General features: G+C 69.9%; 20 protein-coding genes. 6 read left to right on the plus strand and 14 right to left on the minus strand.

What is annotated here, in order from left to right; all coding sequences use genetic code 11:
- Positions 1–58: 58 nt before the first annotated feature.
- Positions 59–1,303, plus strand: a complete 1,245-nt coding sequence (locus tag ABZU76_RS13730) for an MFS transporter (RefSeq protein ID WP_354868677.1) — start codon at positions 59–61, stop codon at positions 1,301–1,303.
- Positions 1,304–1,402: 99 nt separating this feature from the next.
- Positions 1,403–3,724 (plus strand): protein kinase, encoded by a 2,322-nt coding sequence (locus ABZU76_RS13735; protein WP_354868680.1) that lies wholly within the window; start codon positions 1,403–1,405, stop codon positions 3,722–3,724.
- A gap of 9 nt (positions 3,725–3,733) precedes the next feature.
- On the opposite strand, the gene ABZU76_RS13740 is transcribed toward ABZU76_RS13735, so the two are convergent.
- From ABZU76_RS13740 to ABZU76_RS13770, 7 genes are all read right to left on the minus strand, one after another.
- Positions 3,734–5,722: a VWA domain-containing protein gene (locus tag ABZU76_RS13740; protein WP_354868683.1), complete on the minus strand. Its 1,989-nt coding sequence runs from the start codon at positions 5,720–5,722 to the stop codon at positions 3,734–3,736.
- On the minus strand, positions 5,719–6,525 hold the full coding sequence (locus ABZU76_RS13745) for a CbbQ/NirQ/NorQ/GpvN family protein (RefSeq protein ID WP_354868686.1): 807 nt from the start codon (positions 6,523–6,525) through the stop codon (positions 5,719–5,721). The genes ABZU76_RS13740 and ABZU76_RS13745 overlap by 4 nt, the downstream gene beginning before the upstream one ends.
- Entirely contained in the window at positions 6,522–7,991 is a 1,470-nt protein-coding gene (locus ABZU76_RS13750) for a hypothetical protein (protein WP_354868688.1), read from the minus strand. Before ABZU76_RS13750 ends, ABZU76_RS13745 begins: the two co-directional genes overlap by 4 nt.
- Positions 7,992–8,013: 22 nt before the next feature.
- On the minus strand, positions 8,014–9,105 hold the full coding sequence (locus ABZU76_RS13755) for an ABC transporter ATP-binding protein (protein ID WP_220242644.1): 1,092 nt from the start codon (positions 9,103–9,105) through the stop codon (positions 8,014–8,016).
- A gap of 42 nt (positions 9,106–9,147) precedes the next feature.
- Positions 9,148–10,929, minus strand: a complete 1,782-nt coding sequence (locus ABZU76_RS13760) for an iron ABC transporter permease (RefSeq protein WP_354868691.1) — start codon at positions 10,927–10,929, stop codon at positions 9,148–9,150.
- Positions 10,930–10,973: 44 nt separating this feature from the next.
- Entirely contained in the window at positions 10,974–12,065 is a 1,092-nt protein-coding gene (locus tag ABZU76_RS13765; protein WP_354868693.1) for an extracellular solute-binding protein, read from the minus strand.
- Between the two features lie 349 nt (positions 12,066–12,414).
- The gene (locus tag ABZU76_RS13770; RefSeq protein WP_220242641.1) at positions 12,415–13,404 is read right to left on the minus strand and encodes a hypothetical protein; all 990 of its coding nucleotides are present in this window, start codon (positions 13,402–13,404) and stop codon (positions 12,415–12,417) included.
- 139 nt (positions 13,405–13,543) lie between these two features.
- Between ABZU76_RS13770 and ABZU76_RS13775 the strand changes: the two genes are divergently transcribed.
- Positions 13,544–14,569 carry a cupin domain-containing protein gene (locus ABZU76_RS13775; protein WP_220242640.1) on the plus strand — a complete coding sequence of 342 codons (1,026 nt, stop codon included), beginning with the start codon at positions 13,544–13,546 and terminating at the stop codon, positions 14,567–14,569.
- 105 nt (positions 14,570–14,674) lie between these two features.
- Positions 14,675–15,493, plus strand: coding sequence for an NAD(P)-dependent oxidoreductase (locus ABZU76_RS13780; protein ID WP_354868696.1), 819 nt, complete (start codon positions 14,675–14,677; stop codon positions 15,491–15,493).
- Between the two features lie 97 nt (positions 15,494–15,590).
- Here ABZU76_RS13780 and ABZU76_RS13785 read toward each other — a convergent pair whose 3' ends face one another.
- The 4 genes from ABZU76_RS13785 to ABZU76_RS13800 form a co-directional block, all read right to left on the minus strand.
- Positions 15,591–16,628 (minus strand): HoxN/HupN/NixA family nickel/cobalt transporter, encoded by a 1,038-nt coding sequence (locus ABZU76_RS13785; protein ID WP_354869294.1) that lies wholly within the window; start codon positions 16,626–16,628, stop codon positions 15,591–15,593.
- Between the two features lie 67 nt (positions 16,629–16,695).
- Complete coding sequence (locus ABZU76_RS13790; RefSeq protein ID WP_354868698.1) at positions 16,696–17,367, minus strand: class I SAM-dependent methyltransferase; 672 nt, start codon at positions 17,365–17,367, stop codon at positions 16,696–16,698.
- 81 nt (positions 17,368–17,448) lie between these two features.
- Positions 17,449–18,024 (minus strand): cupin domain-containing protein, encoded by a 576-nt coding sequence (locus ABZU76_RS13795; protein ID WP_220242637.1) that lies wholly within the window; start codon positions 18,022–18,024, stop codon positions 17,449–17,451.
- A gap of 32 nt (positions 18,025–18,056) precedes the next feature.
- On the minus strand, positions 18,057–18,764 hold the full coding sequence (locus ABZU76_RS13800; RefSeq protein ID WP_354868701.1) for a class II aldolase/adducin family protein: 708 nt from the start codon (positions 18,762–18,764) through the stop codon (positions 18,057–18,059).
- 145 nt (positions 18,765–18,909) lie between these two features.
- Between ABZU76_RS13800 and ABZU76_RS13805 the strand changes: the two genes are divergently transcribed.
- Positions 18,910–19,689: a FadR/GntR family transcriptional regulator gene (locus tag ABZU76_RS13805; protein ID WP_220242635.1), complete on the plus strand. Its 780-nt coding sequence runs from the start codon at positions 18,910–18,912 to the stop codon at positions 19,687–19,689.
- 19 nt (positions 19,690–19,708) lie between these two features.
- Here the strand turns inward: ABZU76_RS13805 and ABZU76_RS13810 are convergent, their stop codons facing one another.
- Entirely contained in the window at positions 19,709–20,185 is a 477-nt protein-coding gene (locus tag ABZU76_RS13810; RefSeq protein ID WP_354868704.1) for a dihydrofolate reductase family protein, read from the minus strand.
- A gap of 1 nt (position 20,186) precedes the next feature.
- Between ABZU76_RS13810 and ABZU76_RS13815 the strand changes: the two genes are divergently transcribed.
- Complete coding sequence (locus tag ABZU76_RS13815) at positions 20,187–20,393, plus strand: hypothetical protein (RefSeq protein WP_354868706.1); 207 nt, start codon at positions 20,187–20,189, stop codon at positions 20,391–20,393.
- A gap of 119 nt (positions 20,394–20,512) precedes the next feature.
- Here ABZU76_RS13815 and ABZU76_RS13820 read toward each other — a convergent pair whose 3' ends face one another.
- The gene (locus ABZU76_RS13820) at positions 20,513–20,950 is read right to left on the minus strand and encodes a VOC family protein (RefSeq protein ID WP_354868708.1); all 438 of its coding nucleotides are present in this window, start codon (positions 20,948–20,950) and stop codon (positions 20,513–20,515) included.
- Positions 20,951–21,186: 236 nt separating this feature from the next.
- On the minus strand, positions 21,187–22,407 hold the full coding sequence (locus ABZU76_RS13825) for a phosphodiester glycosidase family protein (RefSeq protein WP_354868710.1): 1,221 nt from the start codon (positions 22,405–22,407) through the stop codon (positions 21,187–21,189).
- Positions 22,408–22,417: the final 10 nt, after the last annotated feature.

The raw sequence follows: 22,417 nt of genomic DNA on the forward strand, positions 1-22,417 counted from the left end.
TGTGGTCCGCCGGGCGCCCTGCGGCAAGCGTGGACTTTTGGTCATACCATCAGGCATTATGGCGGGCATGAAGGTCGCCGAGGTCCTGCGCAACCGCGACTTCGATTTCTACTGGGGCGGCGTCGTCCTCTCGCAGATCGGCAGCCGGGGAACGATCGCGGCCAACCTTTACCAGGTCTACGAGCTCTCCGGTTCGGTGGCGCAAACCGGGCTGGTGGGAGCCGCGCAGGTCGTGGCGCTGGTGGTGCTCAGTCCCCTGGCCGGCGTCTACGCGGACCGGGTGGACCGGCGCAAGCTCCTCCAGTGGTCGCAGGCCGTGGCCATGGTCGTGGCGCTCGCGCTCGCGGCGACGAGCTTCGCCGGCCACGTCGACGTCGTGCAGGTCGTCGGCTCGGTCGTGCTCACCACCGCGGCGGCCAGTTTCGACCAGCCCGCCCGCCAAGCCCTGATCCCGGCCCTGGTCCCGCGGGCGCAGCTGCCGCAGGCCTTCGCGTTGCTCAACCCGTCCCGGGAGCTCGCCGTGCTCCTCGGCCCCGCGCTCTCCGGTGTGCTCATCGCCGTCAGCGGGCCAGGCCTGATGTACGCCGTCGACGCGGTGACCTACCTCCTCCTGATGGTCACCCTGGCGCTGCTCCGGATCCCGCACCTGCCGGGGTCGGGCGAGCACATCACGCTGCGCGAGCAGTTCGTGGAGGGCGTCCGGTTCGTCCTGCGGAGACGGATCGTGTGGCAAATGGTGCTGCTCGACCTGGTGGCGACGGTCTTCGCGGCCTACCGGGTCCTCCTGCCCACGCTGGCGATCGACCGGTTCCACCTGGGCGCCACGGCGTACGGGCTGCTCTCGGCAGCACCGTCGGCGGGAGCACTCATCGCGACGTACACGGTTTTCCGGGTGGTCGCCCGCAGCAAGCGGCTCGGCAAGGTCCTCCTCGCTTCGACGATCGCGTACGGCCTGAGTGCCGTCCTGCTCGCCTGGGCCGCCGGGCTCGTCGTCGCGCTGGTCGCCTGCCTGCTGCTCGGTGCGTTCGACGCGATGGCCACGACGATCCGGCAGGCGGCGGTGCAGCTCGAGACGCCGGATTCGTTGCGCGGGCGGGTTTCCGCGATCTACCAGATGGCCTCACGCGGCGGCCCCGCCCTGGGCGACACCGTGATCGGTGGCGTCGCCGCGGCGGCCGGTCCCGTGCTCGCGCTGATGATCGGAGGGCTCGCGACTGCGGCCTTCGCCATCGGTCACTTCGGCCGGGCCAACCCGGTTCGCAACTACGCCGCGGCACGGGCGGAGGAACCTGAGCCCGCGTGACCCGCGAGTGTGACGGTTTTGCACTGAATGCCACATTCCGGTAGTGCGGATCTCCCGGCCGTGGTCTGATGACCTCCGCGATTCGCGGAGGGGGCGGGGATGAGCGACACCTGGCGCGTGCCTGGGTTCACCGAGGTGGACGTGCTCGGCATCGGCGGCTTCGGGCGGGTCGTGCTGGCCAAGCACGAGGCCTCGGGCCGGATGGCGGCGATCAAGTACCTGCGCGCGGAGTACCTCGCCGACGCGGGGATCGCGGACGGGTTCCGGCGCGAGGCATGGCTGTTGTCGGGCGTGCGGAGCCCGCACGTGGTCCGGCTCTTCGACTTCGTGGAGACGCCGGACGGCGCCGCCCTGGTCATGGAGGCCGTGCCCGGTGTGTCGCTGCGCGCGCTGCTGGCGACGGAGAACGTGCTCGCCCCCGAGTCGGCGCTGGCCATTCTGAAGGGCTCGCTGCTCGGCCTCGCCGACGCCCACGCGGCCGGGGTGGTCCACCGGGACTACAAACCGGGAAACGTACTGGTGTCCCGGGAAGGCGAGTCGAAGCTGGTCGACTTCGGACTCGCCACTTTGGACGGCCACAACGGGCTGACGGCCGGTTCACCCTCGTACATGGCGCCGGAGCAGTGGTCCGGGCAGCCCGGGGTGCCCGCCACCGACGTGTACGCGGCGACCTGCGTGTTCTACCAGTGCGTCACCGGACAGGTGCCGTTCCGGGCGGACACGACCGAAGGGCTGCGCTCGCTGCACCAAGCGGCGCCGGTGCCCGTGGAGGCGGTGCCCGAGGCGCTGCGCCCCTTGGTCGCGCGAGGGATGGCGAAGGATCCGGCGTGGCGACCGGCCACAGCGGACGCCTTCGTGACCGAGCTGGAAATCGTCGCCCGCAAGGCCTACGGGAAGAACTGGGAGAAACGCGGCTGGAAGCGCCTGGCCGCGTCGGCCGCCGCGCTGACGGCGCTGACGCCCTTGGCGCTCCTGGCCACCGCCGGCACGGCCGCCGCACCGGTCGGTGCCGGTGCCGTGGCGGCCGGGGTTGGGGGTGGGGTCGGGGGCGGGGTTCCGGCCACGGGGACCGGGGTGGGCGCGACCGCGGTGATCGCCGGCAAGATCGCCGCCGCGGTGCTGATTGTCGGCGCGCTGGTCGCCGGGGGAGTGGCGATTTTCGGCAACCACGACGATCCGCCCGCGCAAGCGGTTGCGCTCACCGTCAGCCTGCAGACCACGTCGGGGCGGGATCAGGCCATGCCGGTCACCTACGACCTCCAGTTCCCGCAGGTGTCCGGCGGCCCCGATCCCGCGGTCCGGCAACGGATCAACGAGGCGTTGCGCGCCCCGGTCGACAAGCGGCTGAAGGCGATTCGTGACGGGGTGGCCGGCAATCGCGACCGGTTCCAGGAGGCCGGCGACACGGCCGCGGCGCACACGACGGCGCGGATCCTGCTGCAGACGCCGAGCCTGCTTTCCGTGCGGTACCAGCATGATCTCGACTCGGCCGTGCTGTCGCACCCGACCTGGCGGTTCCCCGAGACGACGACCGTCGACCTCGGCACGGGGCAGATCCTCGGCCCCCGGGAGGTATTCCGGCCCGAAGTGCTGACCGCGGCCGGGATGAAGACGCTCACCCAGCGGCTCGAACCGCACACCCAGTACGGGTTCCGCCGCGAGCCGGGGGTCGGCGAGGAGGGCCGGAAGGTGGACATCGACGCCGCGAACAGCACCGCGGGCGGCGACCACGTGCCGGGCGCCGACTTCGGGTTCACCGAGGCCGGGGTCCAGTTCGAGATCCTGTGGTACGAACTCGGCGCCAGCACGGCGGACGGGCAGGAGACCGTGACCTTGCCGTACGCCGAGGTCGGCGACCTGATGCAGCCGAAGTTCCTGACGATGCTCGGCAAGTCGGCGCCCGCCTCGCCGCCGCCTTCGACCTCGCTCTCCCCGACGCCGTCGACGTCCTCTGTGCCCTCTACGTCCTCTATGCCCTCGACGGGACAGTCCGCGGAGGGGCCCACGTACACGAACCCCCGGTTCGGTTTCACCGCGCTGATCTCCGAGAGTTACCTCGCGACCCCGTACGCCCCGCCGAACGGGGACGGGATGACGTTCACCAACTCCGATGTCGACGCGACGCTGACGGTGTGGGGCGCCAACTCGAACCAGTCCTCGACCCAGGCGCTCGCCGGCGCGGTCGCCGAGGTGGAAGCGGGCGGCGGACGAGTGACCTACCAGAAGGTCGAGGGCGACCGGTACTCGGTTTCCGGCTACCAGGGCGACGGCAAGATCTTCTACGAACGCGGGTTCACGGGATCCGCTTCGATGGCCGCGTTGCGCTGGGTCTACCCGCGTGAGGACAAGGACCAGTTCGACGGGCTCGTGAGCTCGACGCTGGAAGGTTTCCGGCCCGGCGACCTCTCCCGGCCGCACTGACTCCCGGCTCTACGTCACGGACCAGGCGCGCCGGGCGGTGACGTACAGCCGGGCGAGCGCGACCGGCAGGTCACGCGGATCGGCGATCACGTGGTACTCGTCGGGGTCGCACATCGTCCGCAGGTAGTCGCCGCCGGCCGGGTCGACGGTGATGAGGTACGGGCGGACGCCGGCGAGCCGGGCTTCGGCGAGCGCGCGCGTGGTGTCGGCGAGCGCGTAGTCGAGCACGGCGTCCTCGCCGTACCGCTGCCCGTAGTCGAGGTCGAACGGACGACCGTCGGAAACCAGCACGAGCAGCTTCGAGGGAGCGCCGTGCGTGGCGAGCCGGCGGGTGAGGTGGCGGATGGCCGGGCCCATCCGGGTGGTGTGCTGCGGCACGAGCCCGTCGAGCCGCCGCAGGGTTGCCGGCGTGCGCCGCTCGTCGAGGGACTTCACGACCGAAACCACGACGTCCTCGCGGCCGGTGCCGGAGAACCCGTAGATGCCGTAGCTGTCGCCGATCCGCTCCACCGCCTCGAGGAGCAACGCGACCGATTCCCGCTCCAGGTCGAGGATCCGGCGGATCCCGTCGTCGCGCTCGGGCAGGCGTTCGGCCGTCGACGAGCTCAGGTCCAGCGCGAACGCGACGGCCACCTCGCGGGCCACGGGTTCGAGCGCGCTGTACACGGCCTCGCCCGGCGTCCGTCCGGTCCGCAAGTCGGCCATGGCTTCGACGCAGGCGTCGAGGTCGAGGTCGTCGCCGTGGCGCAGCCGAGTGCGCCGGCGGCGCCCGAGCGGAGCCATGCGTTCCAGCTGCGCGGTCAGCGCGGGCAGCAGTGCGCGGTTGCGCTTGAGCGCGTCGCGGTGCGCGCGGCCGCCGCGCCCCGAACGGGGCCGCTTCTCGCGGACCAGGCACCAGTCGGCCAGGTACTCCCCGGCGCGGTGGTCCCACTCCGGGTAGGCGAACTCGTGCCGTCCGTTCGCGTGGACGGGCCCGGTTTCCCCGTGGTGGTGGTCTTCCAGGTCAGGCCCGTGGTCGTGCGGCAGCGGCTCCGGCGGGCGCTGGACCGTCGTGACGTCGACCTGTCCGCTCTCGGCTGCCAGCGAGCGTTCGGTGAACTCGTCGGCCGCCTGGCTTTCCTCGCCGGTCATCCGCAGGATCGCCTCGGTGAGCGGCATGCCGGAAGCCGACAAACCGAGATACCGGGGACCGGGCACGTCGCGGTAGTGCACGGGCGCGAACCGGACGTCGAACACCTCGTCGCCTTCGAGCCGGAACTCGTGACCCGGCAGCGTGAACCCGTCGTCCACATCGGACTCGGTGAACGCGACCTCTTCGTCCGGACCCGCCGCGGACGTAAGGTTGGGCAGCCGCGACAGCACGCCGTAGCACCGGATTGCCGCCTCGGCCGTCGATTCCACCGTGGACTCCCGGTCGGCCAGAACCTTGGCCACGGCGGCGATCCGGGTGACTGCCGGATGCAGTGGCGGCGGCAGCCGGATCGAGGTGGCGCCGAGACTCAGCCGGACGAGCGCCTCGGCCGCGGCGGAGCGGGCCGGCAGCTCGGCGAGGTCCGGCCTCGTCGCCAGCTCGTCGGCGCGCACCCGCTCGTAGGCCGGTGCCAGACCGGGGAACAGGCGCAGGGCCGCGGTGTCCACGCGCAGGTCTTCGAGCGCGGTGAACACCTCGACCGCGAGCGCCGTCCGGCCGAACAGGCCGGCGAAGCGGTCGAGCCCGCCACTCAGGCCGGCCGGGCGCAGCCGCCGGAAGAACGGCTCCGGCCGGTCGAGGGCGAGCTCGAAAGTGCCGAGTTCGTGGTGCAGCGCCCGGTGCGTCAGCGCCACCTGGTACCACGACGGTCCCGAGTGCACGTGCGACGGGAGCCGCACGGTCGTCGCGGTGTCGGGCCGCTGGCGCAGTTCGGCATCGTCGTCGTGGGGCACGAGTTCGCAGCCGCGCCCGCACAACGCCCGGTAGTACAGCGAGAGCGAGCCGGTCAGCGGCGCGAGCGCCGTCATGCCGCGAACACGGCGTGCGTCACCTGCCGGACGGCGTCCTGCACATCCCGGTCGTCGCTGGTGGCCAGCACCAGCGCGAGATCGCACGCGCGCCGCGGTGCGACCCCGCGACCGATGAGCGCGCCGGCGTGGACGAGCAGGCGGGTGCTCGGGCCGTCGACGAGATCGGCGGCGTCGAGGTTGCGGATCCGGGCGCCGAGCGCGGCCAGCGCCTCGGCCACGTCCGCGGGCACGCCCGCTTCGTGCGCGATGATCTCGGCCTCCAGATCGGCGTCCGGGTAGCCGAACTCGATGGCGAGGAACCGCTGCCGGGTACTCGGCTTGAGGTCCTTGCTCGTGACCTGGTAGCCCGGGTTGTACGACACCACGAGCAGGAAGTCCGGGTGCGCCGCCACGGTGGTGCCGAGCCGTTCCAGCGGCAGCGTCCGCCGGTGGTCGGTCAGCGAGTGCAGCACCACGGTCGTGTCCTTGCGGGCTTCGACCACCTCGTCGAGGTAGCAGATCGCACCCGTGCGCGCGGCCCGCGTCAACGGCCCGTCGAGCCACGTCGTGCCCTCGGCCGAGAGCAGGTACCGGCCGACGAGGTCGGCCGCGGTGAGGTCGTCGTGACAGGTGATCGTCACCAGCGGCTCGTCCGGCGGCGCCCCGGTGCGCTGTTTCGCGATCTCCCACGCCATGTATTCGACGAACCGGGTCTTGCCGCACCCGGTGGGTCCCTTGAGCAGCACGGGGATGCGTTGGTCGTAGGCCGCGCGGAAGAGGTCGACCTCGTCGCCGGCGGGCAGGTAGAACGGCGCGGTCACCGGGCGAACTCCCCGTTCTGCTCGCGGCGGATCCACGAGACCGGATCGGGTGCGTAGTCCCGGTGGTAGTCCCCGGGGTAGTTGATGCCCGGCACCGCGGGAATCCAGTCGTACTCCAGGTGGTGCGTGCCGCCGAGGCTGCTGGCGAGGCGTACCACGCGCTCGGAGTCGAGTGCCGTGATGCGGCCCTTGTCGATCAGCTTGACCCACTCGCCGGTGCTGCGCTGCCGGATCTCGTAGGTGGCGAACAGGTTGTGCACGTGGGGGAAGTGCATCGTCGGCAACTTGTTCTCCTTGGCGTAGGAGAGGAAGGTCTGGTCCCAGTGCTCGGCGCCGAAGCCGAAGTGGATCACGCCGGCCTGCGCGCGCTCGGGCAGGTTCGTCCAGGAGTCGTTGTAGTTCCACAGGGTTTCGATCTGGCGGTAGCTCTTCGGGTTGGTGCCGATCGACGCGTCGTTGAAGTACGCCCAGCCCGGATAGGGGAAGCCGGGGTAGCTCGTGTCCCGGTAGCGTTCCACGACCTCGCGCCACAGCTCGCCGTAGCGGCCGCCGCCCTCGATCTTCGTGATCATCCCCGACTCGATGGTCACCGACGCGTGCGGGAAGTACCCGGTGTGGTTGCTCGTCCCGCCGATCAAGCCGTTGAGCGTGGGCATCAACGTCTTCGCTTCGCGCAGGAAGGTCTCCGCCGGGTGGCCGAACCGGATGCCCTGGATCGTCGAGCCGAGGATGTGCCCCGAGATGTAGGCACCCTTGGGCCACAGCTCCGCCTGCTGCGGCGTCACCTGCCACCCGAGGTCCGTCCCTTCGGGACTCGTGATGCGGACCTCGGCGGCGTCGCGGAACGCGTCCACCACCATGAGGTCCACGGTCCGCCAGATCTCGTCGGGGATCCCGTTGGCGCGGGAGATGAAGTCCTCGTAGGTCGAGTACACCCAGTTGTTCCGGATCCGCTTGCCGGCGGCGCGTTTCCAGTGCGAGCGCCCGGCTTCACCCGCGTAGACGCCGGTGTAGCCGGGGCGATCGTCGAGGTAGCGCTTCAGCGCCGCCGCCGCGACGTTGAACTCGATGCCCTCTTCGATCATCGGCGGCAGCCGGTCGGTGATCTCCCGCCACCCCTCGGCCGCGCTGTAGGATTTCACTTCCATGCCTAGGTCGGTGACGTCGATCCGGTCGACCTTCGCGACGCCGATCTCCAGCAGCGCCTCGCGGATCGCCTGGAACACGAGCTCGTGCTGGTGCGGGAACGTGACGATTAGCAGCTCGTCGCCGGGCCGGACGTCGCCGAGCGCGGACCGGCCGTAGCGGCGCCGCACGTGCGCCCGCGCGAGCGGCATCAGCTCCTCGAGGTCGTCGGTGCGCTCCTGCAGGAGGTAACCCGGGAACCGCGGCGCCGGGTAGTCGAACCCGGGCAGCGGAGCGGGGACACCGGGAGCCTCTGCGGACAGGGGGTACGGGGCGGTCATCGGCGACCGTGCTCCTCTCGGGTCAGTGCGCGGGCAGGACGATCGCGTCCTCGGGCTCGGGCTGCAGGAAGATCGGGTCGCCGTGGGCGAGGCCGACCTTCTCCTTGTAAACGCGGACCTTCAGCACGTCGTCGCCGAGCCGGACGTAGTAGTCCCAGCAGTCGCCGTGGTAGATGCTGAACTCCACGGTGCCCTTCCAGGCTTCGGCGTCGTGCTGCTTACGGGAGAACCCGAAGCTCTCGGGCCGCATGAACACGCTGACGGCGTCGCCCGCGCTCAGCTCGGAACTGGTGCTGCAGACCAGCCGGCCGGGCCCGACCTGCACGCACACGCCGGTCTCCAGCACCTCGGTGACGACGCCGGTGAGCGTGTTGGAGACTCCGAGGAAGCGCGCGGTGAACTCCTGCTGTGGCCGGGCGTAGATCTCCTGCGGCCGGCCGCGTTCGACGATCGAGCCGCTGTTCATCACGACCACGTCGTCGGAGACCGCGAGGGCCTCGTCCTGGTCGTGGGTGACGAACACCGTGGTGATGCCGAGCCGCTGCTGCACGGCGCGGATCTCGTCGCGCATCCGGTCCCGCAGCCCGGCGTCGAGGTTGCTCAGCGGCTCGTCGAGCAGCAGCACCTTCGGCTCGCGCACCAGGGCGCGGGCCAGCGCGACCCGCTGCTGCTGGCCACCGGACAGCGCCGGGGCCGGGCGTTCGGCGAAGTCGGCCAGGCCCACGAGATCGAGCGCGTCGAGCGCCTTCTTGCGCGCGGCCGCGGCGCGGATCCGGGGTTTGTTGACCCGCAGAGGAAACATCACGTTCTGCACCACCGACATGTGCGGCCAGATCGCGTACGACTGGAACACGATCCCGATCGGCCGGCGGTGCGCGCCGGCGAACACCCCGTTGCGGGGATCGGAAACGACCTTGCCGTCGAGCTCGATCGAGCCGGCGTCGGCGCGTTCCAGCCCGGCGATGAGCCGCAGCGTGGTGGTTTTCCCGCAGCCGCTGGGGCCCAGCAGGGTCACCAGCTTGCCCTCGGCGATCTCCAGGTCGATCCCGTCGACCGCGTTGGCGGCCACGGTCCGGCCCGGGAATCGTTTCGTCAGTCCGGTCAGCCTGATCATCTTCGGATCCCACTCTCCCGCGGGGGTTGTTGTCGGGTGTGCTCAGCTCTGATTCGCGCCCTGGATTCCGAAGCGGCGCCCGAGCAGCCGGACACCGGCGACGAGGATCGTCAGGAACAGCACCATCACCACGCCGAGCGCGGCGACCACCGGGTACGAGCCGTTGGAATAGAGGTCGTAGATGCTCACGGACACGACCTCCGACCCGGAGGAGTACAGGAAGATCGCCGCGGAGATCTCGCGGAACGCGACGATCATCGTGTACAGGAACGCGGCCAGCAGTGAGGGCATGAGAAGCGGGATGAACACCCGCCGGAACGTCTGGGCCCAGGAAGCGCCGCTCGCGGTCGCCGCCTCTTCGAGCTCGTCCTTGATCTGCGACATGCCGGGCACGAGGTAGCGCATCGCGTACGGCAGGCTGATCGTCACGAACGCGACGACGAGGATGGTGAGCGTGCCGTAGAGGTGCACGGGCAGCGGCGCGGCGAGGTACCAGTAGAGGATGCCGACGCCCATCACGATGCTGGGCACGGCGATCGGCACCGTCGCGAGCCCGTCGAGCAGCCCGCGGCCGAACACCTTCGTCTTCACCGTGATGTAGGCGACCACGGCGCTGAGCGCGGTGACGATCACCGCCGAGCTCACCGCCGTGACGACGCTGTTGCGCACCGACTCGATCAGGGCCGGCTGCCGGAAGATCTGGGCGTAGTTGCCGAATCCCAGGTCTCCCAGCGCTTTCAGCGAAGGCGGTTCGTAGCCGGGCAGCAATGACGACCAGATCAGCATCGCCAGCGGCAGCACGACCGCGATGACGAAGAACAGGATGAACACGGCCAGTCCGGCCCAGCGCCACTTGCCCAGGTCCTGCACCGTCGAGCGGAACCCCTTGCCGGTGATCGTCTGCGTGGCCGAACGCCGGCTCAGCCGTTGCGACAGAATCAGCCCGATCGACGCGATCACCAGCACGAACACCCCGATCACCCCGACCGTGCCGTAGTCCGCAGGGAACGCCTGCAGCGCGCTGTAGATCCGGCTGACGAACACGTACGTGTGGCCCGGCACGCCGATCAGCTGCGGTACCTCGAACGTCGAGATGGTCTGGATGAACATCAGCAGTGCGGCCGACAGGATCGCCGGCCGGGCCATCCGCAGCGTGATCACGCGAAAGGTGCGCACGGGGGAGGCGCCCGAGGCTAGCGAGGCCTCCTCCAGCGACGAGTCCATCGAGCTGAACGCCGCCGTGCCCATGAGGAACGCGACCGGCGCGACGTGGATGGACTGCACGAACACCATGCCGGCGATCGAGTAGATGTTGAACGCCGGGAGTCCCACCGACCGCAGGACACCGTTGAGCGGCCCGCGTTCGGGGGAGAGCAGCAGCGCCCACGCGACCGTGTTGAGGATCCCCGGCACGATCAGCGGCACGAGCGCCGCCAGCTGCGCGAACGTCTTGCACGGGGTGTTGGTCCGGCTGACCAGCCACGCGAGCCCGAACCCGATCACCGTGCAGACGATCGCGGTGAGCCCGGCGTAGAGGAACGAGTTGAGCACCAGCGTGCCGAACCCGTCGGACGCGAAGGTCGTGGCGTAGTTGTGCAGTGTCCACATCGAACCGCCGGTGCCGAGGAACGACGTCTGCAGGCTGGCGTAGATCATCGTGCCGACCGGGACCAGCGCGAGGTAGGCCACCGCGATCGCCGCGATGGCGAGCGTGAGGTAGCGCGGCTGCAGCAGGGATCGCCAGGACCGGTGGCGCGAGGTCTTCGCGGACCGGCCGGTCTCGGTGGGTGCCGGGTCGCCGGGTCGGGTGTCCAGCAGGGTCATCGTGGGTCCTTTCGCCGGCGGGGTCCGCCACGGCCGTCAGGGGGTCACGGCGCTTTGAGTGCCGACTTCATTTCCGCGAGCTCGTTGTTGTAGTCCGCCTGCGAGAGGTTCGGGTGCCCCCACGCGGCCGGCCACTTCGTCTCGTCCCACACCTTCGCGTCGTTGGTGACGTCCGGGCGGACCGACGTGTGGTTGGTGACGTCGACGATCTCCTGCTGCCCGGCCTTGGAGACCATCCAGTCGTCGAAGAGGCGGGCGGCGTTGGGGTGCGGCGAGTTCTTCACGACGTCGATGAGGTTCAGCGACGCCGGCAGCGGTGTGCCGTTGACGAAGTCCAGGGTGTTCGGCGTCTTCTTCTTGAGGCTGGAGGCTTTGTAGCCGTACGCGGTCGCGGCGGCGAGCGGCTCGCCGGCTTGCACGTTGGTCAGCGACTGGGTGTGGCTCTCGACGAACACCGGCGCGTTGTCGCCGAGCCCCTTCAGCAACGCCAGTGCCTTGTCGTGGCCCATCGCCGCGATCAGGCTGTCGTACCAGTTGACCGCGCCGGGGTCGATCGAGAACTGCCCGCGCCACTGGGGCTTCGTGAGGTCCTCCCAGGATTTCGGTGCGGTCAGGCCTTTCTGCGTGAGCACCTGGGGGTTCCAGGAGAGTACGGTGGTGACGGCGTACACGACGCCCTGGTAGCCCTCGGGCAGGCTGAGCCCGGCGGGCAGCGGCGCGGCGTCGACCGGTTTGTAGGGCTGCAGCGCGCCCGCCTGCAGGAGCTGGGCGATCTGCGGCGAGTCACCGGAGACCACGTCGGCGTTGTACTTGCCGCCGCGCTGCTCGGTGATGACGCGGGGCGGGATCTTGTCGGCGCTCAGCCGCAGGGCGTTGACCTTGATCTTCGGGTAGACCTTGTTGAACGACGCGATGATCGGCGCGACGTCGGTGTCGGCGAACGTGGTGTACCAGACCACCTGGCCTTCCCTCGCCGCCACCTCGGCGAGCTGCTGGGGGTTGCGCTGGTCGGCCGTCGTCTGGGCCTCGTCGGTAGAGCTGGCCGCGCCGGAGCCGCACGCGGCGGCCATCGTCAACGCCAGGCCGCCGGCGAGGACGGCCGAGACGGTCCGTCGGGTGCTTCGCCTCTTGTGCATTGCGGTTCCCTTCGGTGAGCGGACCGCCGCCGGGAACAAGGCGGGCTCACCACGATGTGAGTGCGGAACTGTCGCGGAGCTTCGGGTGCCGAGGGTCCGGTGCCTGAGGCCATGGGCCGTTCGGTTCGAGCAGTATGGACCTATGGTATGACCATTTGTCAACCGTTGATGCCGATGCTGGTCCCGATCGAAATCCTCGGCCCACGGATCCACTTCGGACGGTGAGCGCAGCGCGGGACGGCCCGTGCGCGGTGAGTGCGGGCGGGCGCGTCCCTGCGTCGAAGTGGCAGCCATTCTGCCAAAGCCCGGCGGAAACCGTAGGGCCGAATGGCGGATTACCGCACCGGGTTCACACCACCACCTCGGTCATGATCCCGGCCGGGAAGATCTCGTCGGCGGTGGCGAGCCGGTGCGCGATGCCCTGCTGGGCTGCGTAGGTGAGCAGCTGTTCCCACGTGGCGCGGTTGGGTTCGATGCCGAACGGGAACGGGTCACCGGCGAACAGGTCGCGCATCTCGCGGCCGTAGGTGGCGAGCCAGGGGAGCGGGTAGCGCGAGACGGCGGGGTCGAGAAGCCGTTCGACGCTGCGCTGTTTCGACTCCAGGAAGGCGTTGTAAAGGTTGCGAGCGGCCCACGGGTGCTCGTCGAGGACCTGGCGGCGCATCGCGATCAGGTGCATGATCGGCCAGATGCCGGTGTCCCCGAAGTACTCCTGTTCCTTTTCCCGGTAGTCCGGGAAGAGCCGCACGACGTCGGGGTGGCCTTCGAGGAAGCACGTCGGCGGCCGGGCGATGATCGCGCAGTCGATGTCGCCCGCGGCGAGCAGGTCCGACAGCGACCGGTCGGCAACGCGGGTGAGCCGCACGCCGGGCGGCAGGTTCAGCTCCACCTTCTCGACGCGGCCCGGGGCGTTCGCGCCGGCCTGGTACCACTCGATCTCGTCGAGTTTGACGCCCATGTCGTTGTGCAGCCAGCCCCGCATGTACACCGCGGCCGAGTGAGCCCACTCGGGCGAGCCGACCTTCTTGCCGCGCAGGTCTTCGACGGAGCGGATGCCGCTGCGGCGGTTGACGTAGAACGAGCCGAACCGGAACAGCCGCGAGCAGACGACCGGCAGCCCCACGATGTCCGGCTCGTCGCGGGTGATCTGGGCGCTGAACTTGGCGAAGGACAACTCGGCCACGTCCCACTCACGGTTGGCGGTGAACCGCGCGAAGATCTCGTGGTGGCTCAGCATCGACCAGGTGTGGTCGATGCCCTGGGCGCGCACGGCGCCGGTGCGGAAGTCGCGGAAATGGTCGTAGTCGGTGGTCGCGATGCTCAGGTGGACGTCGCTCAAGGAAGCCTCCCGGAAGGTCGGGCTCTGGATTGGTAGGACAGTTAGGCCTATACTTCGGAGCGTACCCGGGCGGGGCGCCCGGGAGGAACATCTTCTGCCTCCGTCGAAAAGCGCCAAGGCGCGGGAAAGTGAGGAACGCATGGGCAAGAAGGGACGCGTGTTCGTACGTGGCTTGACTTCTGAGACCTACGGGCTCGGTCAGTTCCGTCAGGCCCAGCTGGCCGCCGAACGAGTCCGCGACGACTCGGTGGTGGTCGACGACGCGAAGGTCGGCCACTCCGGCGACTCGGAGAAGTCCCGCACGTGGTGGCGGATCGGGCCGGGGGACGAGGACTTCCTGACCCAGACGTTGCAGGTGCATTTCGTCGAACTGCCGCCGCACAGCTCCAACCGGGGACACGGACACCAGAACGAGGCGTCCTTCTACATCCTCGAAGGTGCCGGCTACGAGATCCACGACGACCAGCGTTACGACTGGAAGGCCGGGGAACTGGTCTTCGTGCACACCGACTCGGTGCACCGGCACTACAACCCCTACGACGAAAAAGCCGTCGCGCTGGTGATGAAGGCCAAGTGCACGTGGATGTTCCTGGGCCTGCTGCAGCAGGGCCGCGGCGGTCCGATCGAGCGGCCGGACGAGTTCGGTGAGCGCGAGGACTGGTCGCGGATCTGGACCGACGGTGTGCTGGAGCGCAAGAAGGTGGTGCGGCAGGAGGACACGGTCTGGGAAACGACCCCGATGGGCCGCGTCCGCGTGCTCAACAGTCCCGAGCGGACGGACCTGCGCCAGTTCTCCGTCGACGTCTTCGAGCTCGACATCCCGGCCGGCAGCCGCTCGGGCAAGCACTGGAAGATGGCCGACGAGGTCCTCTACGTGCTCGATGGCTCCGGCTATTCGCTGCACTGGGAGGTCCAGGAGGAAATCGCGGAGAAGTACTACGCGCGAGTCGCGAAGACGCCGACCCGGCACGAGATCACGAAGGGCGACACGCTCTACGTTCCGCAGAACACGATCGCCGTGCACTACGCCGCAGACGGCACTCCGCTGCGCTTGCTGTCCGCGCAGAACCGCATGTTCAAGCACATCGGCTACGACAAGGTGCACTACTTCGAAAACGCTCCGGAGTACACCGGCGAACTGGCCGAAGCCGCCAGCGCCGTCTGAGGCGTCCGTGAAGAAGGGGCCTGTCTCGTGGATTCACCGCGAGGCAGGCCCCTTTCGCTTCGACTGCCGCGGGGTACGGCCCCGTCGGCGGGGAGGAAGGTACTGATGTCGGATCACGGAAGCGTCGGCGTGGCCGGGTTGGGTGCGATGGGCGCGCCGATCGCGCGGCACCTAGCCGGCGCCGGCTGGGACACAGTTGTATTCGACCGCAATCGCTCCACAGTGGACGAAGTGGTCGGCGCGGGCACGAGGGCGGCCGGGTCCGCCGCAGAGCTCGGCGGGTGCGACGTGGTGCTCGTGATCGTTCCGTCCGATGAGGACGTGCTCGAGGTGTCGGCAGCCGTGCTGACCACGGCGAAGCGTGGCTCCGCGTTGCTGATCTGCAGTTCGGTGACGCCCGAGACCTCGCGCCGTGTCGAGGCCGAGGCCGAAGGCGCGGGAGTGGCCGTGCTGGACGCGGCCCTCACCGGTGGGGTCCGCGGGGCGGAGAACGGCGAGATCGTCCTGCTGGTCGGTGGCGAAGAAGCTGTGCTGGACCGGGTGCGCCCGGCGCTGCAGCCGTGGACGAAAGCGGTGCACCACCTCGGTCCGCTCGGCTCCGGCCAGGTCGGCAAGACGGTGAACAACCTGTGTCACTGGGGTCAGATCACGGCGATCGTCGAGGCGATGCGGCTCGGTCGCAGCCTCGGCGTCGAGCCGGCGAAGCTGCGCCGGGCCCTGCTCGACGGAGTGGCCGCGAGCGCCACGCTCGCGCAGCTCGAACTGATGCGCTTCACCTGGTACCGCAAGGATCTGGCCAACGCGTTCCGCATGGCCGACGGCGTGGGCCAGGATCTGCCGGTGGCGCACACCGCCCGCGAGGTGATGGAGGGCATCACCGTCGCGGGCGTGGCGGAGCTGTTCGAAGGGCCGGCCTCTTACTAATCCGGCCAAAAGTAGGCCGACTCCCGCGCGGCACGTAACCGTTGCTACGAAAGCCATTCGGCCGTGACTGTGGTCGGATTAGTAACGATCGGCACGCCTAACGGTCGGGGTCGACGGAGAGGTGGGCCGACCACTTCTCCTCGATCCGGCCGACCCGCCAGACGAGCACGGCGACGAGCCAGGTCGCGACGAACAACCCGGCGATCGCGAAGCCGACGTTGTTCAGGTCGAGGTCGGCGATCGCGGCCAGCGGGCCCGAGACGATCCCGAGCCGGTCGGCGAGGATCGACAGCAACTCGATCGTCCCGATGACGAGCGCGACAGCCACCGAAAGCGCGGTCACGGTGAGGTTGTAGAAGACCTTGCGCACTGGCTTCGCGAACGCCCACCCGTAGGCGAAGTTCATGAAGCAGCCGTCGGCGGTGTCGAACAGCGTCATCCCCGCCGCGAAGAGCACCGGCAGCACGAGGATCGCGTACCAGGGCAGGGCGAAAGTGGCCGCGCCCGCCGCCAGCACGAGCAGGCCCACCTCGGTGGCGGTGTCGAACCCGAGTCCGAAGAGGACACCCACCGGATAGATGTGCCAGGGCTTGCGGACCGCCTTCGTGAGGCCGGACAGCAGCCGGTTCATTACGCCGCGCCGCGCGAGGTGCTCCTCGAGCTCGGCTTCGCTGAACCGGCCGTGGCGCATCTCGCGAAACACTCGCAGGATGCCGAACAGCACGACCAGGTTGACGATCCCGATGATGTAGAGGAACACCCCCGATACCGACGTGCCGATCAGGCCCGTCACCCGGTGCAGCGCCGACGAGTCGTCCGTGACCGATCCGGCGAGCGCGCGCACACCGATCGAGAGCAGCAGGCACAGTCCGAACACGACGGTCGAATGACCGAGCGAGAACCAGAACCCGACCGACAGCGGCCGGCCCCCCTCGGCCATCAGCTTGCGGGTGGTGTTGTCGATGGCGGCGATGTGGTCGGCGTCGAACGCGTGGCGCAGGCCCAGCGTGAACGCCGTGACGCCGAGCCCGACGCCGAAGAACCCGCCGCCGGCCAGCGCGTGGTGCTCCGGGGCCACCACGAGGCCGAGCACCCCCCAGCCGACGAGGTTCAGCAGCAGGACGACCGTGGCCATGCCGCCCAGCGACGCCCACTCGCGGCCGCTGAGTGCGACGCGGACGCGGGCGAGCCGGTGGGATCCGTCAACCGTCACGACGAGCCGCCAGCAGGCAGGTGTACAGGCCGCGCCAGGGCATTTCGACGTCGGTGAACCCGGCCTTCGCGAGCCCTTCGAGGTGGTCGTTGACCGAGGGCAGGGCGTCGTTGTGCTTGTGGGCACCGGCCTTGTCGGAAGGTGGGATGAGCTGCTTGCGGGCCGCGCGCAGCCGCGCGTCCCACACCGGCCCGGGCCCGATGTGGTCGAGGTTCAGCAGCCAGCCGCCGGGCGCCAAGTGCTCGGCCGCCTCGGTGTAGAACCGCGCCAGCTGCGCCGGGTTCAGGTGGTGGCTGGCCCGCGAGGTCATCACCACGTCGAGGTCACCGGGCAGTTCCGCGAGATCCGTCATGTCGGTGAGCTGGTAGGAAACGCGGTCGGAGAAGCGGGCGAGCCGCGCGCGGGCGGCGTCTTCCATCACGGTGGAGACGTCGGTCCAGATGCCGTGCGCGCCGGGGAAGAGATCGAGCAGGACCTCCAGGAAGTCACCGGGGCCGCTGCCGATGTCGGCCACCAGTTTCGTCCGCGGCCGGTCGCCCGCCACCAGCGTGGCAGCGATTCGCCGGGGCAGCACGAGGAATCCGACGAGGCTGTCCTGTTCCAGCCACGACGTCGCGACGGTCGGGTCGAGCCATTCGGACACGGGTGTTCCTTCGGGCACGGGCACTCCTCACAGGTCGGATGGGTTCGTGGCTCGGCCGTGCTCCCGCCTCGGGTGCGGAAGCACGGCCGAGGGAATCGCTTACTTGCGGGCGCCGTGCGTGGTGCCGGCCTCGACGGCCGCGTCGAGGAGCTGCTTGCCCTCGTCGGGGGAGAGCTGCACGCCGTGGCGCTCGATGTTGTGCAGGCGCATCGTGCGCAGCAGTCCCGTGTCCTGGATCGCGAGGTAGCGCGCGGTGTCATTGCCGTCGAGGTTGAAGTGCTGGTGCCACGCCCACCGAGGCGGCGCGAACAACGTGCCCTCTTGCCATTCGACGACCTCGATCGGCTCGTCGTCGTAGTTGACGAGCGAGAAACCGTGTCCCTTGACCACGTAGAGGTAGGCCTCGGTGGTGTGGCGGTGGCGGACGGAGTTGTTGCCCGGCTTGAGTTCCGAGATGTGCGCGCTCAGCACCTCGTAGTCGGCGAGGTCGAAGTAGTGGCCTCGGTTGTTGCGCCACGGCCGGGCCGGCAGCTCCATCTTCCGCAGGTCGTCCTCCACGACCAGGCCCTTGTTCGGCGGGTGCTGCCGGTTGAACTCGTCGCGGGCCGCGATCTCCGAGGAATCGAGGTTCTTCTTCTCGCTGGCCAGGACGCCCTTCAGGTACTCGTCACGCACTGCTGCTCTCCTTGTCGTACTCGCGGGGGACTTCAGGGGTTTTCGGTGCGGCGCACCACGTGCCGCCACATGGTCGTGACGTTGAACGCCCCGCCCAGATCGGGCAGGAGCGCGAGGTCCTCGTCGGGGATCGGCACCGGCTTCCCCCCGGCGTGGGCGACGGCGAGGGTGTGCCGGGCGAGCGTGTCGACGGCGATGGCCTGCAACACGGCCTGGGCCACCGCGGTCTCGGGGTCGCCGCCGGCGACGCTGACGAGCCCGTGTCCACTGAGGACCAGGACCGGCCGGTCGCCGAGCGCGTCGGCCATCTGCCCGGCGAGGTCGTGGTCGTTCACCAGCACCGAGCGCGGCCACACGGGGATTCCGTCGGCGGCCAGCCGCGCTGCCGGGATGTCGTAGGCGCCGAACAGCGGCAGCCACGGCAGCCCGGCGAGCGCCATGGTGACCACGGCGGGCGGATGCGCGTGGACCACGGCCGTCGCCTCGGGGTGGCGCCGCAGAACCTCGGTGTGGATCGGGAGCTCGTTGGGCACGCTCCACTCGCCGGTCTCGGGCCTGCCGTGCAGCGGCACCGGCCGGATGTCCTCCGCCGTCGTGCAGCGGAGGCCGGCTTCCTCCGGGCCACGGCAGCGCACCAGCAGTTCGTCCGGCGACGTGCGGACGCTGATGTGGCCGAGCACGTGCTCGACGAGGCCGGTCGCGGCGAGCACCCGGCAGGCGAGCGCGACGGACTTCCTCACGGCGCCTCCTGTTTGTTCCGAAGGTCTGGTCTATTGGTTAGTCCGAACGACGATATGACCATAAGGCGCCCTCCATCGGCGGGTCAACCCTTGGGCGGGCGCCGCGAGAGCGGGGGTTTCGGTGTTCCTGTGAGAGGATCGGCGCATGGAACCAGCAGGGCGGGGTGGATCCGCGGCTGCTCCGCGGGCGGACAGCGGACTGTTCGACGTCGTGTCGTCGAGCCGGATGTCGGAAGTCATCGTCGAGCAGATCCGCTCGCTCATCCGCGCCGACAAACTGCGTCCCGGCGATCGCCTGCCGAGCGAGCGCGCCCTGTGCGAGCAGATGGGCGTCAGCCGGGTCACCGTCCGCGAGGCGCTACGCGTGCTGGAAGCCGCCGGCCTGGTCGCGATCCGGGTCGGCGCGCGCGGCGGGGCGTTCGTCACGACGCCCTCGTCGACGAAGCTCAGTGCGAACCTCGCCGACCTCGTGAACCTCTCGCCGATGACAGCGCCGGAAGTCATCGAGGCCCGGCAGGTGGTGGAGCTCGGCATCATCGACGCGGTGATCGAGCGGGCGACCGAAAAGGACGTCGAGGACCTACGCGAGTTGACCCGCGAGCACCAAGCCGCTCTGAAACGCGGCGAATACAGCATGGAGATGTCGGCCGCGTTTCACGTCCGCGTGGCGCAGTGCACCCACAACGCCGCCATCGAGATGCTGGTGCACTCGTTCCACGGTCCGCTGCTGATGTCCCTGCGCGAGGCCCAGGTGGCCGCGCCGCTGATGGGCCACCGGGGCACCAGCGAACACCGCGAGTTCGTGGAGGCCATCGCCGCGCGGGACGCGGAAAAGGCGCGCGAGATCATGGCCAAGCACCTCCGCCGGACTTCCCAGCGGATCGCGCGCGTGCAGGCTTCGCGGGAAAAGGGCAAGGAAGTGTAGGTTCGCCGAGACCCTCGCCTTACTTGTCGGCCGGCACGTAACACAGTTCGAGGACCCCGGACGGAAACGCCGTGCTTTTCACCAGGCACAGTTTCACGGCCTCGCCCAATTCCGGGAACAGCGCGGCGCCCTTGCCCGTGACGGCGGGGAGCACCCACAGGCGGTATTCGTCGACGACCCCGAGCTTGATCAGCGAGTGCAGGAACTCGGTGCCTCCGGCGGCGACGAGATCCTTGCCGGGCTCGGCCTTGAGCTTGGCGATCTCTTCCGCCGTGTCACCGTCGGCGATGCGGGTCTCGGGCCAGTCGTCGGCGGTCTTGAGGGTGCGGGAGAACACGACCTTGGGGATCTCGTTCATGGCCTCGGCGGACGGGTGGTCGGAAGTGGGCCAGTATCCGGCCATGGCCTCGTAGGTGTTGCGGCCCATGACGAACGCCCCGGCTTCCCACAGCCGGCTGACGAAGTATTCCTCCTGTTCGGTGTCGTCGATTCCCATCATGACGTCCCGGATTCCGTTGTCGGTGTCCGGCTCCGTGCCGCTGCGCGAGGGCCGGCCCTTCGGCGTCACGGTCCGGGCGGAGGAACGGCGGCTCGTGCTGGGGTACGAACCCGCCACCTTTCACGCCGATCGCACCGGTCACGTCGAGGTGCGGTTCAAGACCGCTGAGGCGCCGAGGATCGCGGCGCTGCTCGGTGCGCGCTGAGCCGCGCGAGGGAGAGGGATGCGTTCGCGCCCCATGGTTTCGGGCTGTGCAACGAATCCGGCAACACCCCCCGCAGCTTCAGCGGCAACACCGGCTTGCGCTCGCGGAATCGTGGTGCGTCAGCCGAGCTCCTCGACCAGCCCGATGATCACGCCCGCGGGACCGCGGACGTAGCAGTACCGGCAATAGTCCTCATACCGCGCGACCTCGCCCACGAGCTCGGCGCCGTGGGCGCGCAGGCGGTCGAGGGTGTCGTCGACGGAGTCGATGACGAAGGTGAGGCGAGGGATACCCGGGACGTTCACCGGCGCGCTCGGCGCGGGGGCGGTCGACACCGGTGAGCGGAACGCCGACAGCTCGATCCGGCCGTGGCCGTCCGGGGGCCGCAGGAAGGCGAGGTCCGCGCGGACGTCGTCCAGCCCGACGAGCTGGTTCACCCATTCGCCCTCGACCTTGGTCTCGCCCTCCAGCTCCATCCCCAGTTCGACGAAGAACGCGACCGCGGCCGCGAGGTCCTCGACCACGAAGCCGGTGTGGTCGAATCGGCGGATCGTCATGGTTGCCTCCCGTGTCGCGCGGCCCTCCTGGCCGCTCGTGTCCCTGGGACGGGGCCGGTGCCGCGATTCCGACATCGGTGGCTGTGCTCGTCGTCACAATCCTCGCCCCGTGTGACGCGCGCAGCTCGAGAACCCACAGATCGGCGAAGCGTGGGCAGCTCGTCGCCGTGGAAGGCGGAGGAGCCGGCTTCCACGGCGACGACGTCAGGACGGGACCGGCCACGTCCTGGCGGTCCTCAGCGGACGAAGACCCCGATCCCGTTGGCGACCGAGCGCTCGCCCGCGGCGTCGGTCGGGTGGTTGCGCACCGTGACGGTGTGAGCGCCGGGGTCGCGGGCCACGAGTGAGGTCGAGCCGCCGCCGTCGAGGTTCACGGCGTTGGCGGCGCCGGCCTGCTGCAGGAGCTGGGCGACCTCGGGGGTGGTCATGCCGCCGCTGGTGCCGGGTTTCGCCTGCACCGCGACGAGGTACAGGGTGTGGCCGTCGGCGCTGAAGCCCGCGCCGGTGCGGACCGCGGCGGTCTTGGCGTCCTGGCCGGGGACCACGGTGCCGTCGCGGAGGATCGGGAAGCCGCCGATCGCGAAGCGGAACGGGATGCCGCGCCCGGTCGACAGGGTGTAATGCACGTTGACGTGCTGGCCGACCTTGAGTGTCCGCAGCGCGTCCGCGCCGGCTTCGCGCCCGACCAGCACCGTCTCGTCCCCCGCGATGGCGCCGGCGCCTGCGGTGTCGCCGACCGAGACGACCCGGTCGTGATCGAGCGTCACCTCGGTGGTGTCCGTGCTGCACGCGGCGCCCCGGTTGGTGTCGGTGCCGCAGACCGAGCGGGCGCGGGACGTCGCGCCCCACGCGCTGGTGTAGGCGCCGATGCCGCCGACGGGGATCGCGTACTGGTTCAGCCCGCCGAGCGAGTACGTGGCCGACTTGATGCGGACGCTGCCCTCGAGGTGCGCCGAGCCCAGCCGCGCCACCCGGTCGACGCCGACGCCGAGCACGGCCTCCGTCGTGACTCCGGGCGGCATCCCGGGCCCGAACCGCTGCCCGTTCGGGACGGCGGCCTTGAGGACGCGCCGATCGGCGATCTCGGGGCCGTCGGAGGAGTCGGTGAAGGCGACGCCGGGGTGCTGGGCCTCGGTGTTGTTGAAGAAGTCGCCGTTGACGCCGGCCACCGCTCCCTGGGCGTTCGCCATCTGCGACACCGTCGCGGCCTGCGCCACCGACTGCGGGTGCAGCAGGTCCACCGAGACGCGCGGGTTGCGCAGGTCGACGGTCAGCAGCTCACCCTGGATGGTCGCGGCACTCGCCGAAGCGGTCGTGAAGGTCTCGAGGCGAACGCCGGGAGCGACCTGTTCGCTGCCGGTCACGTCGAGGGCCGTGTCCGCGAACGCCGACGTCGGCAGCGCCGTCGTGGCAGCGGCGGTCAGCGTCAGCGCCACCAGCGATCTGCGCAGTCTCATGGGCGGGTCC

It is taken from the genome of Amycolatopsis sp. NPDC005232, from assembly GCF_040607795.1.
In the GTDB taxonomy this organism is placed as follows: domain Bacteria; phylum Actinomycetota; class Actinomycetes; order Mycobacteriales; family Pseudonocardiaceae; genus Amycolatopsis.